Raw genomic sequence first — 13,874 nt, 5'->3', positions numbered from 1 at the left:
CGGCTCCGTGGCCCCGTCCACCTCGCCCGCGACCGTGCGCACCCTCCTGGTCGTGCTCGGCGACCAGCTCGCTCCGGACCACCCGGGCCTGCAGCATCTGGACCCCGAGCAGGATTGTCTCTGGATGGCCGAGGTCACCGAAGAATCCCGGCACGTGCCGTCACACGTTGCCCGCACCCTTCTGTTCCTGTCAGCGATGCGCCACTTCGCCGCGCAGCGCCGCGACGAGGGCCTGACCGTTTCCTACCGCCGTCTGGGCGAACACAGCCGACAGACCCTGGGCAACGCCCTGCTTGCGGATCTCGACCAGCTCCGGCCGCGGCAGGTCCGGGTCCTGCAGCCGGGGGAACACCGCGTCCTCCTCCAGCTGGAACGAGCCTGTGCCGACCGGGGCATCCCGCTGGAGATACTGGACGACCCGCACTTCCTGGTCCCGCTGGAGGCCTTTCGGACCTGGGCCAAAGGGCGCAAGCAGCTGCGCATGGAGTACTTCTACCGGGAACAGCGCGCGGCCCTGGCCGTGCTGATGAACGGCCACGAGCCGGCGGGCGGCCAGTGGAATTTCGACGCCGATAACCGCGGACACTTCGGACGGGATGGCCCGGGCCCCCTGCCCCAGCCCGTGGGTTTCCCGCCCGACGCGCTCACCCGCGAGTGCCTGGAGGACATCACCCGGCACCTCCCGGACCTTCCGGGTCACGCCGATGACTTCGACTGGCCGGTCACCCCGGAACAGGCGCAGCAGGCCCTCGACGACTTTATCCAGCACCGCCTGCCCGCGTTCGGCACCTGTCAGGACGCGATGTGGACCGACCGTCCCTGGCTCTACCACGCCCGCCTGTCCGCCGCGCTGAACCTGCACCTGATCGACCCGCGCAGCGTGATTGACGCGGCCGAGCAGACCTGGCGCGACGGCCACGCGCCGCTCCCCTCCGTGGAGGGCTTCATCCGCCAGATCCTCGGCTGGCGCGAGTATGTGCGCGGGCTGTACTTCCACTTTGGCCAGTCCTGGCACGAGTGGAACGCCCTGGCGGCAGACCAGCCGCTGCCGGCCCTCTACTGGGACGCCGACACCTCCATGCACTGCCTCCACCAGACGGTGGATCAGACGCTGAAACTCGGGTACGCACACCATATCCAGCGCCTCATGGTCACCGGGCTGTTCGCCCAGCTCCTGGGCGTGCACCCCGCCGAGATCCACGCCTGGTACCTGGGCATCTATGTCGATGCCGTGGAGTGGGTGGAGCTCCCCAACGTGATCGGCATGTCACAGTACGCGGACGACGGGCGCATCGCCTCCAAGCCCTACGTTGCGACCGGGCGCTACATCCAGCGCATGAGCAACTACTGCCGGCAGTGCCCGTTCGACGCCGCCGAGGCCGTGGGCGAGAACGCCTGCCCCTTCACCACGCTGTACTGGGACTTCCTCGACCGCCACCGCGACCGTTTCGCCCGTCATCCGCGCACCGCACTGCAATGGAAGCACGTCGAAAAGATGGATCCCGAACGCCTGCAGGCCATCCGCGACCGGGCCGGCCACATCCGCAATGCACTCGCGCAGGGAGGCCGCATCTGATGCCGGATCCTGGCCCCACCCTCGTCTGGCTGCGTCGCGACCTGCGCCTGGCCGACCAGCCCGCGTTGCACGCCGCCTGCGAACGCGGGGGCCCGGTCATCCCGGTTTTCATCCATGCCCCGGAGGAAGAGGCCCCATGGCAGTCGGGCGCCGCCTCCAACTGGTGGTTGCACCACAGCCTCCAGGCTCTGGAGCGTGACCTGCGCGCGCTGGGCTCCCGCCTGACCCTGCGCGCCGGCCCCAGCCTCGAGACCCTGCGAAGCCTCGTGCGCGAAACCGGTGCCACCGCCGTCTACTGGAACCGCCTGTACGACCCCGCCTTCGTCCTGCGCGACCCGGAAATCAAGGCCGGGCTGCGCGCCGATGGACTCGAGGTGCACAGCTTCAATGCCCACCTGCTGATCGAGCCCTGGGACGTCGAGACCGGCCAGGGTCGGCCCTACAGGGTCTTCAGCCCGTTCTGGAAGGCCTGCCTCAAGCGCGGCATCGACCGCGACCCGCTGCCCGCGCCCGCTACCCTCGCGCCACCCGGCACCTGGCCCGACCGCCTGCAGCCCGAACACCTCCAACTCCTGCCCGCCATCGACTGGGCCGCCGGCCTGCGCGCCGCATGGACGCCCGGCGAGCGAGCGGCCCTCGAACGGCTGGAACATTTCCTCGACGGCGCGGTGCGCCACTACGGCGTGGAGCGCGACCGTCCGGACCACGACGGCACCTCGCGCCTGTCGCCGCACCTGCACTTCGGCGAGATATCACCGCACCAGATCCTGCGCGCGCTGCGCCAGGCCGGCCTGCACCCGGACAGCGGCGGCCCCGAGGCCTTCGTCCGCGAACTCGGCTGGCGCGAGTTCGCCCATCACGTGCTCTACCACTTCCCGCACACCCCGGAACAACCGCTGAACCCGCGCTTCGAGGCCTTCCCCTGGCGCGAGGCCCGACGCGACCTGCAGGCCTGGCAGCACGGCGAGACCGGGCTCCCGATCGTCGACGCGGCGATGCGCCAGTTATGGGAAACCGGCTGGATGCACAACCGCCTGCGCATGGTGGTCGGATCCTTCCTGACCAAGAACCTGCGCCTGCACTGGCGGCACGGGGCCCGCTGGTTCTGGGATACCCTGGTGGACGCCGACCTCGCCGCCAACACCCTCGGCTGGCAGTGGGCCGGCGGCTGCGGTGCCGACGCGGCGCCCTATTTCCGCGTCTTCAATCCGCGAACCCAGGGCGAACGCCACGATCCGGACGGGACCTTTGTGCGTCGCTTCGTCCCCGTGCTCCAGGACGTCGAAACGCGGTATATTCACGCGCCAGGTGCCGGCGGCGCCCGCGGCTATCCGGACCCGATCGTGGACCTGAAAGCCAGCCGCCAGGCCGCACTCGAGGCCTTCCAGGCCGTAAAAGACCACTGACTGCAACGGGCCCAACCATGACCTTTTCCGAACAGAACCTGAAATACCCCAAGGACGTGAGCTACAACTTCAGCCGCTACGACGACACCACGCCGGTACGCGTGACCCACGAAGGGCAACGCTTTGTCGGCCAGCTGCTGAACCACGAGGCCCCCTACCGCATCCGCGTCACCGAGGAGATCGTGAGCCCGGGATCGGCACGCTTCATCCCGGTGCGCGAGATCGAGATCCAGAGCCTCGACGGGGTGGAATACCTGCATCACGGCCACCACGGTCACTAAGCGGCGCTTGCGGAGGCCGGAACCCGCCGTCCCCGGGTCCGGCCTCCCCCGCCACGGGCTGGACCCCGGACTCGTGTGCACACAGCGCCAGCGAGCCTGCTACTCTCAAGGCAGGATTTCCGCCAAAAAGGGACGAACGCCATGCAACGCCTTCTTGCTTCCTTCCTGCTGTGCGCCCTATTGCTCCCCAGCCTGGCGCTCGCCGACAAGCCCGGCGACCAGCGCGCCATTGCCGGCATGGACACCGGGCGCATCCTCTGGGACATCACCATCGCCGAACCGGAGCGCCTGATCGCCCGCCTGAGCGTGATCCGCGAGACCTATGAAGACATGCAGCGCCAGGGCCTGGAGCCGCAGATGGTCTTCGCCTTCCGTGGCGGCGCGGCCGCGCTGATCGCCCGCTCGACCGATCACCTCGACATCGAAGACGTGTCCGCCGTACGCCACGTCCACGAACGTCTGGAGGGCCTGCAGGCGCTGGACGGCATCCACATGGAGGCCTGCCACATCGCGACCCGGCGCTTCGACCTCGCACAGGATGACCTGCTGCCCGGGATTGAACTGGTGGGCAACACGTTCCTGTCGATCATGGGCTACGAGAACCAGGGCTACACCACCATCCGCATTGACTGACCCGTACGGCAGAATGCCGGTACAATCCAGTCAGGCGGACACGAACCCCGCGCCGGAATCACGCCGGAGGGTACGGTAGCCAGGTTGTTTGACCGGCACACGAATGGCAGCCAACGACTGCCGAGAAAGACGGAGACCGCTTTGGCGCATATGGAAATCACGACCTTCGGCACCGTCGGCGTACGCGTGCAGGACCGTGACATACCCGCCCTGTCCGGGACCAAGCTGGGTCTGCTCCTGACCTATGTGGCGGCCGAGAGTCCCCGGCGCATCCCGCGCGAGGAGCTGGCACGCCTGTTCTGGCCAGACCTCGACTCCGACAGCGCCCGGGTCAACCTGCGCCAGGGCCTGTTCCAGCTGCGCCGCCAGCTTCCGGACAGCGATCCCCCGCTGCTCGACGCCACGCCCCGCTATGTCCGCTTCCAGCCACAACCGGGATCGTCCATCGACTTCCTCACCCTGCATCGTGCGCGCGCCGAACGCCGCGCCGCCGAGGGCCGCGAGACGACCACCCCGCCTGCCGAGCGTGCCCGCGCCGAGCGACGCACCGCCGAAAGCCGCGCAGCCACCGCCGCACATCCGAACCTGTCGATCGTCTGCGACTACCGCGGGCACTTCCTCGAGGGCCTGCGCGCCCTGCAGGATCTCCCGGAACTGTCCGCCTGGGCCCAGGCCCAGCGCGACCATCACTGGCAAAATCTTCTCGTCTTCATCACCCACAACCTTGTCGAGCTGGCCAAGCCCAACGAGGGCGAGCCGCTGCTCGCCGAGCTCCACCGCCTGCTGGCAATGGAGCCACACGACGAGACCCTGCACCATCTCCTGATGAAGGCCCTCGCAGCCAGCGGCCACCCGAAGCGCGCGCTCGATCACTATTGCCATCTCGAGGCCGAGGCCGGCAAGGCGCCCGGCGAGCTCCTGGCGCGCACGCGCGAGGAAATCCTCGGCGCCGAACGCGCCGAGGCCAGCAGCCAGCACGTCAACACCGAGGAGCCCGAACCGGCCATCCTGCGCCCCGAACGCCGCCGCGTCACGGTCGTGGCCTGCCATGTCCAGCCCGATGCGAGCGCCGACATCGAGGTCCAGCAGCAGCAGGTCAACCGCGCCCTGGAGCATGTCGACTTCGTCCTGCTGAGCCATCACGGCCATGTCGTGCCCTCCCCGGGACACGGGCTGCTGGCCTATTTCGGCTACCCGGCCGGGCGCGAGGAGGCGACCGTCGACGCCGTGCATGCCGCCTGGCAAGCCCTGGAGACCGCTCCCGCCGACTGTCAACTGCGCCTGGCCGTGGATACCGACCTGATTGTCACCGGTGTCGACCCCGACCTGCCCGATCCGACCGGCCAGCTCACCGCTCGCGTCCACGACTGCGCCCAGCATGCCGATCCCGGCACCCTGCGAGTCAGCGAACCGACCTACGCTCGCGTCTCGGGGTACTTCACCTTCCGCGAGGCAGAGGACGGCACCGGTGCCTACCGCGTCACCAGCGACCCCGGTCCGCTGGACCGGGTGGATGCACAGAGCCTGCGCGGCCTGACGCCCCTGACCGGGCGCAGTCCGGAACTGCAGCAGCTTCGCGGGCACTGGGACCAGGTCCTGGAGAGCGGCGAGCTCCGCTTCGTGCTGGTCCAGGGCGAGGCCGGGCTGGGCAAGAGCCGGCTTGCCCGCGGTCTCGACCAGCAAGTCCGCGGGCAGGCTCGCTCGCGCTACCTGCTCAAGTGCCGCGAGGATCGTACCCGGCAGCTCCTGGCGCCCGTACGCCAGGCCTTCGCCACCTGGATGGGAAACGATAGCCTGCGCGAGGCCCGCCAGCGGCATCTGGAAGGCGCCCTCAAGCATGCGGGGACAGCCGCCGAGCTCGCGCCACGCCTCGCCCACTGGCTGACCCACCCGGACGCCGACGGTCCCGAAAGCCTTGCCCACGAGGGGCTGGACCGCGACCGCATCATCGACACGCTGGTCGAACTGGTCCACCGCCGTGCCGCCCATGGCCCGACCCTGCTGATCTGCGACGACCTGCACTGGATGGACTCCGGCACCTCGGAGTTCCTGCGACGGCTGTACCAGCGCCTGCATCGCCAGCCGATCATGGCCATCCTGACGGCGCGCATGAGCTTTCGCTCCTCCTGGCGCGACCTGTCGCTGGAGCACATCCGCCTCCACGGGCTGGACGATGCCGCCGCACACGACCTGGTGGACCGCCTGGACCCGAATGGCCGCCTTTCCAGTGGCCTGCGCGACCAGCTGATCGAACGTGGCGAGGGCGTCCCGCTGTTTCTCGAGGAGCTCACACGTTATGCCCTCGAGGCCGCGCGTACCGGCCGCCTGCCGGACACCCTTCCGCCGGGGCTTTCCAATCTTCTCGTCGCCCGTCTGGAACAACTGGGCAGCGCCCGCGAACTGGCACATTCGGCAGCCGTAATCGGCCGCGACTTCGATACCCGAATCCTCAGCCGCCTGCGCGGCCAGCCGGCCGATACGATCCGTCGCCAGCTGACGCGCCTGACCGGGAAGGGCTTCATCGAACCCGCCGGCATGGTAGATGGTGTGCGCTATCGCTTCCGCCACGTCCTGTTCCGCCAGGCGGCCTACGAATCGATGCTGCTGAGCGACCGCACCCGTCTGCACGGCCAGCTGGCCGACCTGATGCAGGAAGACGGCGAAAACGGCATGCAGACCGCGGACTGGGGCCGCATCGCCGATCACCTCTACCACGCCGGTCGCTACTCGGAGGCGGTGGCCGCCTGGCTGCGGGCGGGCGAGGCTGCCTTTGCGCGCGGCATCCTCCCGGAGGCCTCGCAGTATTTCGAGGATGCCCTCGGCTGCCTGGAGCGCCATCCGGAGGCGCAGGAAAAGGGCAAGAAGGGGGGCTACGAACAGGACACCCTCCGCGCCCTGGGCGGCCTGGGGGCCTCCAACCTGGCCCTGCTGGGCTACGGGTCCCGCATGGTCAACGACATCTTCGAGCGCGCCATGCGCCTGACCGCCCCGGAACAGGACCCGGTCCAGTACTTCCGTGTCCTCTGGGGCCTGTGGCATGGCGCCGGCTCCTGGCACGGATTCCAGGAGGCACATCGCCTCGCCGCCGAGATGGAACAGCTGGCCGAACGCTCCGGCGACCGTCTGCTGAAGATCGCGGCGCATTATGTGCAGGGCAACACCCACTTCTGGACCGGGCGTTTCGCCGAAGCCCTGGAACACCAGACGCAGGCGGTCGAGCTCTACCGCGACGAGGATCACGCCACCCTGGTGGCGCGCCACACCGAAAACCCCGCGATCAGCGCCCGTGGTTTCATGGCCTGGACCCTGCTCCATCTGGGCAATCACGCCCGCGCCTGGACCGAGATGGATGCCGCCTGCAAGCAGGCGGACCAGCTTGGCCACCGGCCCACCGAGGCCTTCGTGCATACCTTCCGCTCGGTCCTCGGCTTCTACTGCGCGGACCCGGAGTCGGCCCTGCCCGCCGCGCGCCGCGCGCTCTCCATCGCCCGGGAGTACGACTACCCGCTGTGGCGCGCGGCGGGCATCACCCTCGAGAGCTGGGCCCTGGCCCGGCAGGGGCAAGCCGACGCGCACGAGGCCATCGAACAGCAGGTGGAGGCGATGCGCCACATCATGGATGGCGTCAACACCATCTTCCAGCTGGTCCTGCTGGATGCCCTGCAGACCAGTGACACCGCCCCGGAGCAGTGTCTGGCAGTCGCGGACGAGGCCCTCTCCGGCTGTCGAAAACGCGGAGATCTCGCTTTCGAACCCGCAATCCGGCGACTGCGCGCGGTCGCGCTGCTGGCCAACAGCGACGCGCAAGACGAAGAGGGCTGGAAGGAACTGGAGCGCGCCCGCCGGATCGCCCACGAACAGGGCAACCCCAATATCGAACGCCAGACCCTGCTCGATTACGCCCGATTCGCCACCGACTCCCAGGTGCAAACCTGGGCCGAACGCGAACTCCTGCGGATCAACCACTGCATCATCCCCCGCTCGCACCCCGACGAACCCCGCCAGCGCGACCCGCGTCTCGCCTGACATCCACCCTGCCGGGGCAAGCGCCCGGCGACCGCCACGAACCTGCCGCCCCAGACTTTTCCACCAGCGCGGGCAGCAGCACTCGGGAGCCGTTTCATCCTGGTGGACCGCATGGACCCGAATGGGCGCCTTTCCAGTGGCCCGCGCGACCAGCTGATCGAACGTGGCGAGGGCGTCCCGCTGTTTCTCGAGGAGCTCACGCGTTACGCCCTCGAGGCCGCGCGTACCGGCCGGCTGCCGGACACTCTTCCGCCAGGGCTTTCCAATACGTTGTTTGCCGGGGTTGCCTGCACCACAAAAGAAAAGGCCCGAACCTTGCGGTTCGGGCCTTTTCGGGATATGGCGTCCCCACGGGGATTCGAACCCCGGTCGCCGCCGTGAAAGGGCGGTGTCCTAGGCCTCTAGACGATGGGGACGTAGAGGCAACGTCTTCTTTCTTCTTACTCGGGTGGGCCCTTGGGCCGGTCTTCCTCGCTACCTGGTGCGCGATGCAGAAGCGTCGTCACCAGCCCGTTGAATACCAGCAAAAACCCGATCGGCACCAGCGCAATGAGGGGCTTCGACCAGGTCTGTTCCCCGGTGAGCATCAGCCCGAAACCGCCGATCAATCCGACCACTGCCAGCACCAATCCAACGTAGAGCGATATGACTCCAAAACGATGCATTAATGAACTCGCAGTACCCCTGAATGGTGGAGCCAGGCGGGATCGAACCGCCGACCTCCTGCATGCCATGCAGGCGCTCTCCCAGCTGAGCTATGGCCCCGTGTCAGGCGAGCGCGTACTGTAGCCAGCACCCCGAAATGTGTCAACCCGCCTCGGCGGAAATTTTCTCCAACGCGCGGTCGATCCGGGCCAGTGCGCGCTCGCGCCCGATCAGCACCAACGTATCATCGATTGGCGGGGACACCGTACCCCCGGTCAGGGCCACTCGCAGGGGCTGCGCCACCTTGCCCAGCTTCAGATCCAGCCGCTCGCCGGTATGCACCACCACCTCGTGCAGTGGCTCCTTCTCCCAGGCGCCCAGGGCGCTGAATCCGTCGTGCAGGGTCTGCAGGACGGGCCTGGCCTCGGCGGTCAGCTGCTTGCGCGCCGCCTTCTCGTCGTAGTCCTCGAACTCGCGATAGAAATACACGCTGTTCTCGGCCATCTCGCGCAGCGTGCGGGCACGCTCGCGCTGGGCAATGACGACATCGCGCATCGCCGGCCCGTGGCTCGGATCGATCCCCAGCTGCCCCAGGTGCCAGCCGAACTCCAGCGCCACGTGGTCCGGGTCCAGCGTCTTGATGTAGTGCTGGTTCAGCCACAGGAGCTTGTCGGGGTTGATCGCGGAGGCGGATTGATTGACGTCCTCGATATCGAACAGGCGCACCAGTTCGTCCACCGAGAAGATCTCCTGGTCACCGTGGGCCCAACCCAGGCGCACCAGATAGTTCAGCAACGCCTCCGGCAGGTAGCCCTCTTCGCGGTACTGCATGACCGACACCGCGCCATGGCGCTTGGACAGCTTGGCACCGTCCGGGCCCATGATCATCGGCAGGTGGCCATAGCGCGGCGGCTCCACGCCCAGCGCCTTGAGGATGTTGATCTGGCGTGGGGTGTTGTTCAGGTGATCGTCACCGCGGACCACGTGGGTGATACCCATGTCCATGTCGTCGACGACCACGGTCAGGTTGTAGGTCGGCGAGCCATCGGAGCGGGCGATGATGAGATCGTCCAGTTCGCTGTTCTGGAAGGCGACCTTGCCGCGCACCATGTCGTCGACGACCGTCACGCCCTCGTCCGGGGTGCGGAAGCGGATGACCGGCTCCACGCCTTCGCGCGGCTCGGTGCGGGCGCGGCAGCGACCGTCATAGCGCGGCTTTTCCTTGCGCGCCTTTTGCTCCTCGCGCATCGCGTCCAGCTCTTCCTTCGTGCAGTAGCAGCGATAGGCGTGGCCGGCAGCCATCAGCTGATCGATCACTTCCTTGTACCGGTCAAAACGTTCCGTCTGATAGAACGGCCCGTGATCGTAGGTCAGCCCCAGCCAGTTCATGCCCTCGAGGATGGCGTTCACCGACTCGGCCGTGCTGCGCTCGAGATCGGTGTCCTCGATGCGGAGCACGAACTCGCCACCGTGGTGGCGGGCGTACAGCCAGGAGAACAGTGCGGTACGGGCACCACCGATGTGCAGATAACCGGTGGGACTGGGGGCAAAACGGGTTTTGAACGTCATGCGTGTGGACTCGATACCGGTGAGCAAAAAAGGGGCGCCTAGGGTAGCAGAACGATGCGCCCCGATGACCCGGTGGTCCCGTTTCCGCCGGCTATACTCGAGACAGGCAACCGCACGGGCATCCACCGCCCGAAGGAGTCGTGATGACAACCGTTTCGTTCACCCGCCTCGCAACCGTCGCCCTGGTCACTGGAGGGTTCACCCTGGCCGTCGGCAATGTCGCCAGCATGGAACGCGTTTCGGCCCCCGATGAGACCAAGGTGTATTTCATCAGCCCACAGGATGGCGACACCGTCGAGAGTCCCGTGCGCATTCAGATGGGCCTTCGCGGCATGGGCATCGCACCAGCCGGTGTCGAGGCTGACAACACCGGGCATCACCACCTGCTGGTCAACAAACCGCTGGACGAAGTCGATCTGGATACGTCGCTCCCCTTCTCCGACCACAAGCGACACTTCGGAGGCGGACAGACAGAAGGCGAAATCGAACTGGAGCCGGGCACCCACACCCTGCAATTGCTCTTCATGGACTACCGCCACCTCAGCTTCGACCCGCCGGTGACCTCCGACAAGATCACCATCACCGTCGAATAGGCGACACAAAAAAGCCCCCGCCGGACCCGGAGGGGGCTTGTCATCGCCAGTGGCGACCGCTCGCTTACGGCAGTGCCGGAATCTCGAACTGCGGCATGTCACCGGTCAACGCATGCATGAAGGCCTCGAGGTCCGCGACTTCCTCGTCGCTGAACTCCATACCCAGCATCTCCTGCCCCATGATGCGGATCGCCTCGTCCAGCGTCGCGGTCTCGCCGTTGTTCATGTAGGGGTAGGTCAGGGCCACATTGCGCAGGGTCGGGGTCTTGAAGGCAAAGCGATCACTCTCCTCCCCGGTCACCAGGTAACGGCCCTCGTCTTCCGAGCCCGGCACCTGGATCCGATGGAAGTTGCTGTCGGTCAGCGCCGGGCCCGCGTGGCAGGCCACGCAGCCGTTGTCTGCAAACAGCTTCATCCCGCGCATCTGCTGCTCGCTCATCGCGCCCTCGTCCCCGACCAGCCAGCGATCCAGCGGCGAGTTCGGGGTGTTCAGCGTGCGCTGGAAGGTGGCCAGGGCCTTGGCCACGTGATCGGTGTTGATCACGTTGTCGCCGTCATAGTCGGGGTAGGCCGCCTCGAACTTCTCCTGATACTCGTTGAACTCTTCCAGACGCTCGATTGCGTCCTCCAGCGGCATCGCCATCTCGATCGCGTCCTGGATCGGACCCAGCGCCTGGCCTTCCAGGTCGTCCTCGCGGCCATCCCAGAACTGCGCCGTGAAGAAGCCGGAGTTCAGCACCGTCGGGGTGTTGCGCTCGCCGACCTGACCATCATGCCCCACCGCGCGCGGGATGCGGTCCGCCCAGCCCAGCGCCGGATTGTGGCAGGTCGCGCAGGAGATCACGCCCGAGCTGGAGATGCGTGGCTCGAAGAACAGCATCTTGCCCAGCTCGATCTTTTCTTTCGTCATCGAGTTGTCCGCCGGGATCGGCGGCAGCGCCGGCAACGGCTCGAACACGTCGCGATATTGCGAGTAGTCCGTATCGGCCAGCGCTGGCGCCGAGGCCCCGAACGCAAGTGCCGCACAGGCGGCCAGTGCCGTCACGCGGAATCCGGAAAGTGTCTTCATGGCAGGTCTCCCTTGGGGAATGAGTGTCGGCTCGGACCGATCTAGACTCAGTCCAGATCGCCTGAAACCCACCCTACCCACGCGGGAAACCGGACGCGATCAAAATCGAACGTTCCGTTGATCCAGATCAACGGACACGAAGGAAGCGTGTTCAGCCCCGAAATAGACCCGCCACGGCATCGGGATTGGAGGGAAAGTACGCGTGCAGATAACCCGCCGTCAGGCGCCCCTCTCGGTAGATGGCCTCGGCGGCCGTTCCCCCGTCTCGGGCACGCCGACAATGGGCAATCGGCTCCCACTCCACATCCGCATGGGTGTGGTGGAAGGTGTGGCCACGAAGCTCACCCTCGGGAAACGGGGCGCTCTGCAGCCCCAGCCCCTGTAACTTCGATTCCAACCGGGCCTGCCCCGGAATCAGACCGGCCATGGGCGCGCTGTGACCGTCCCGGTTCGTCAGTTCATCCAGCAGATAGAGAAAACCGCCACACTCGGCGAGCAACGGTCGCCCCGCCGCCTGATGCTTGGCGAGGTCTTCCTTGAGCCCGGTATTGGCCGCCAGGGTGTCCAGGTGCAGTTCCGGGTATCCACCGGGCAACCAAACCGCATCGACGTCTGGAAGACGATCCCCTGCAACCGGAGAAAAGAACGCCAATTGGGCCCCCAACGCGCGCAGCAGATCCAGGTTGCCGGGATACGTAAACGCAAACGCGGCATCCCGCGCGATACCGACCCGAACGCCCTCGAGCTCGCGCGCGATCTCCGGCATCGGCTCGGGCTCGAACGTGACCGGTGCTGGAAGCTCCGTGACGCCGGCCTCTTCGATCGCGGTCGCCGCCGCTTGCAGCCGGGCATCGAGATCGTCGATCTCGCCGGCCTGGACCAGGCCCAGGTGGCGATCCGGCACGCTGAGTTCTTCGTTGCGGGGGACGGCGCCGTAGAAGTGCACGCCCGCGGGCATGCTCTCGGCCAGCATCTGGCCATGACGCGCGCTACCGGTGCGGTTGGCGATGACTCCCGTAAGGGACAAGTCCGCGCGGTAGGTCGCCAGCCCGTGCACAATCGCTCCAAAGGTCTGCGCCATGCCCCCGGCGTCGATCAGGGCTAGCACCGGCAGGCCAAAGCGGACGGCCAGATCCGCTCCGGACGGATCGCCATCGAACAGACCCATCGAGCCCTCGACCAGGATGAGATCCGACTCCTGGGCGGCCTCGTACAGCTTCGCCTTGCAGGCGGCTTCGCCGACCATCCACAGGTGCAGCGGATCCACCGGATGGCCGGAGGCCTGCTCCAAAATCATTGGGTCGAGGAAGTCGGGGCCGGTCTTGAATACGCGCACGCGCCGGCCCTGGTTGCGATGGTAACGGGCGATGGCGGCGGTGATCGTGGTCTTGCCCTGGCCCGAGGCCGGGGCCGCCACGAACGCGGCGGGGCAGCTCGCACTCACAGCTCGATGCCCTTCTGTGCCTTGATGCCGGCCTGGAAGGCGTGCTTGACCACGCCGATCTCGCTGACGGTATCGGCCGCCTCGATCAGGGCCTTGGGCGCGGCGCGGCCGGTGGTGATGACGTGCTGCATCGGCGGGCGGTTGGCAAGGTCATCGAGGACCTCCGCCACGTCCAGGTACTGGTATTTCAGCGCGATGTGCAGCTCGTCGAGCAGTACCAGGTCGACGTTCGGATCGCGCAGCATGTCGCGGGCATGCGCCCAGGCATCGCGGGCGGCCTCGACATCCTTCTCGCGGTCCTGGGTCTCCCAGGTGTAACCCTCGCCCATCACGTGGTACTGCACGTTGTCCTGACCGCGGAAGAAGGCCTCCTCGCCGGTGGCGAACTGCCCCTTGATGAACTGGACGATGCCCACGTGCATGCCGTGCCCCAGGGCCCGGGCCACCATGCCGAAGCCGGAGGAGCTCTTGCCCTTGCCGTTGCCGGTCAGGATCAGGAACACGCCCTTCTCCTCCTGGGCCTCGGCGATCTTGCGGTCCACGATCTCCTTCTTGCGCGCCATGCGCTGAGCGTGGCGTTCGGCGCGAGCCGCTTCGGTGTCGTCGCTCATGTTCTTGTTACTCCTTGCATC

Annotated in this window: 11 protein-coding genes, 2 tRNA genes and 1 pseudogene; 7 read left to right on the top strand and 7 right to left on the bottom strand. The window is 67.2% G+C overall.

Annotated features, from left to right (window positions below):
• Positions 1–7 precede the first annotated feature (7 nt).
• The 6 genes and pseudogenes from F817_RS0113380 to F817_RS14850 all read left to right on the top strand — a co-directional run.
• Positions 8–1,576 carry a cryptochrome/photolyase family protein gene (locus F817_RS0113380; RefSeq protein ID WP_196801222.1) on the top strand — a complete coding sequence of 523 codons (1,569 nt, stop codon included), beginning with the start codon at positions 8–10 and terminating at the stop codon, positions 1,574–1,576.
• A complete protein-coding gene (locus F817_RS0113375) occupies positions 1,576–2,982 on the top strand; it encodes a deoxyribodipyrimidine photo-lyase (protein ID WP_024328121.1) in 1,407 nt (468 codons plus the stop codon). The genes F817_RS0113380 and F817_RS0113375 overlap by 1 nt, the downstream gene beginning before the upstream one ends.
• A gap of 17 nt (positions 2,983–2,999) precedes the next feature.
• Positions 3,000–3,263: a hypothetical protein gene (locus tag F817_RS0113370; protein WP_024328120.1), complete on the top strand. Its 264-nt coding sequence runs from the start codon at positions 3,000–3,002 to the stop codon at positions 3,261–3,263.
• Positions 3,264–3,404: 141 nt separating this feature from the next.
• Positions 3,405–3,896 (top strand): hypothetical protein, encoded by a 492-nt coding sequence (locus F817_RS0113365; RefSeq protein WP_024328119.1) that lies wholly within the window; start codon positions 3,405–3,407, stop codon positions 3,894–3,896.
• A gap of 150 nt (positions 3,897–4,046) precedes the next feature.
• Entirely contained in the window at positions 4,047–7,922 is a 3,876-nt protein-coding gene (locus F817_RS0113360; protein WP_024328118.1) for an AAA family ATPase, read from the top strand.
• Between the two features lie 99 nt (positions 7,923–8,021).
• Positions 8,022–8,201, top strand: a pseudogene (locus tag F817_RS14850) (hypothetical protein); the annotation flags it as partial.
• A 61-nt stretch (positions 8,202–8,262) separates the two neighbouring features.
• Here F817_RS14850 and F817_RS0113355 read toward each other — a convergent pair.
• The 4 genes from F817_RS0113355 to gltX form a co-directional block, all read right to left on the bottom strand.
• Positions 8,263–8,338 (bottom strand) — tRNA-Glu (locus F817_RS0113355).
• 24 nt (positions 8,339–8,362) lie between these two features.
• Positions 8,363–8,587, bottom strand: a complete 225-nt coding sequence (locus F817_RS0113350; protein WP_024328117.1) for a hypothetical protein — start codon at positions 8,585–8,587, stop codon at positions 8,363–8,365.
• A gap of 24 nt (positions 8,588–8,611) precedes the next feature.
• Positions 8,612–8,687: transfer RNA gene (locus F817_RS0113345), tRNA-Ala, on the bottom strand.
• Positions 8,688–8,729: 42 nt separating this feature from the next.
• A complete protein-coding gene (gltX, locus tag F817_RS0113340; protein ID WP_024328116.1) occupies positions 8,730–10,136 on the bottom strand; it encodes a glutamate--tRNA ligase in 1,407 nt (468 codons plus the stop codon).
• 143 nt (positions 10,137–10,279) lie between these two features.
• Here gltX and F817_RS0113335 point away from each other — a divergent pair, with 143 nt between their 5' ends.
• A complete protein-coding gene (locus F817_RS0113335; protein ID WP_024328115.1) occupies positions 10,280–10,729 on the top strand; it encodes a DUF4399 domain-containing protein in 450 nt (149 codons plus the stop codon).
• 64 nt (positions 10,730–10,793) lie between these two features.
• Here the strand turns inward: F817_RS0113335 and F817_RS0113330 are convergent, their stop codons facing one another.
• The 3 genes from F817_RS0113330 to cobO form a co-directional block, all read right to left on the bottom strand.
• Complete coding sequence (locus F817_RS0113330) at positions 10,794–11,798, bottom strand: cytochrome-c peroxidase (protein WP_024328114.1); 1,005 nt, start codon at positions 11,796–11,798, stop codon at positions 10,794–10,796.
• Between the two features lie 151 nt (positions 11,799–11,949).
• Positions 11,950–13,242, bottom strand: coding sequence for a cobyrinate a,c-diamide synthase (locus F817_RS0113325; RefSeq protein WP_024328113.1), 1,293 nt, complete (start codon positions 13,240–13,242; stop codon positions 11,950–11,952).
• Entirely contained in the window at positions 13,239–13,853 is a 615-nt protein-coding gene (gene cobO / locus F817_RS0113320) for a cob(I)yrinic acid a,c-diamide adenosyltransferase (protein WP_024328112.1), read from the bottom strand. Before cobO ends, F817_RS0113325 begins: the two co-directional genes overlap by 4 nt.
• Between the last annotated feature and the right edge of the window lie 21 nt (positions 13,854–13,874).

The sequence above is a fragment of the Thioalkalivibrio sp. AKL19 genome (assembly GCF_000420165.1).
Lineage (GTDB): Bacteria > Pseudomonadota > Gammaproteobacteria > Ectothiorhodospirales > Ectothiorhodospiraceae > Thioalkalivibrio.
Note: the sequence above shows the minus strand (reverse complement) of the source record. Positions and strands in the feature narration are given on the sequence as shown.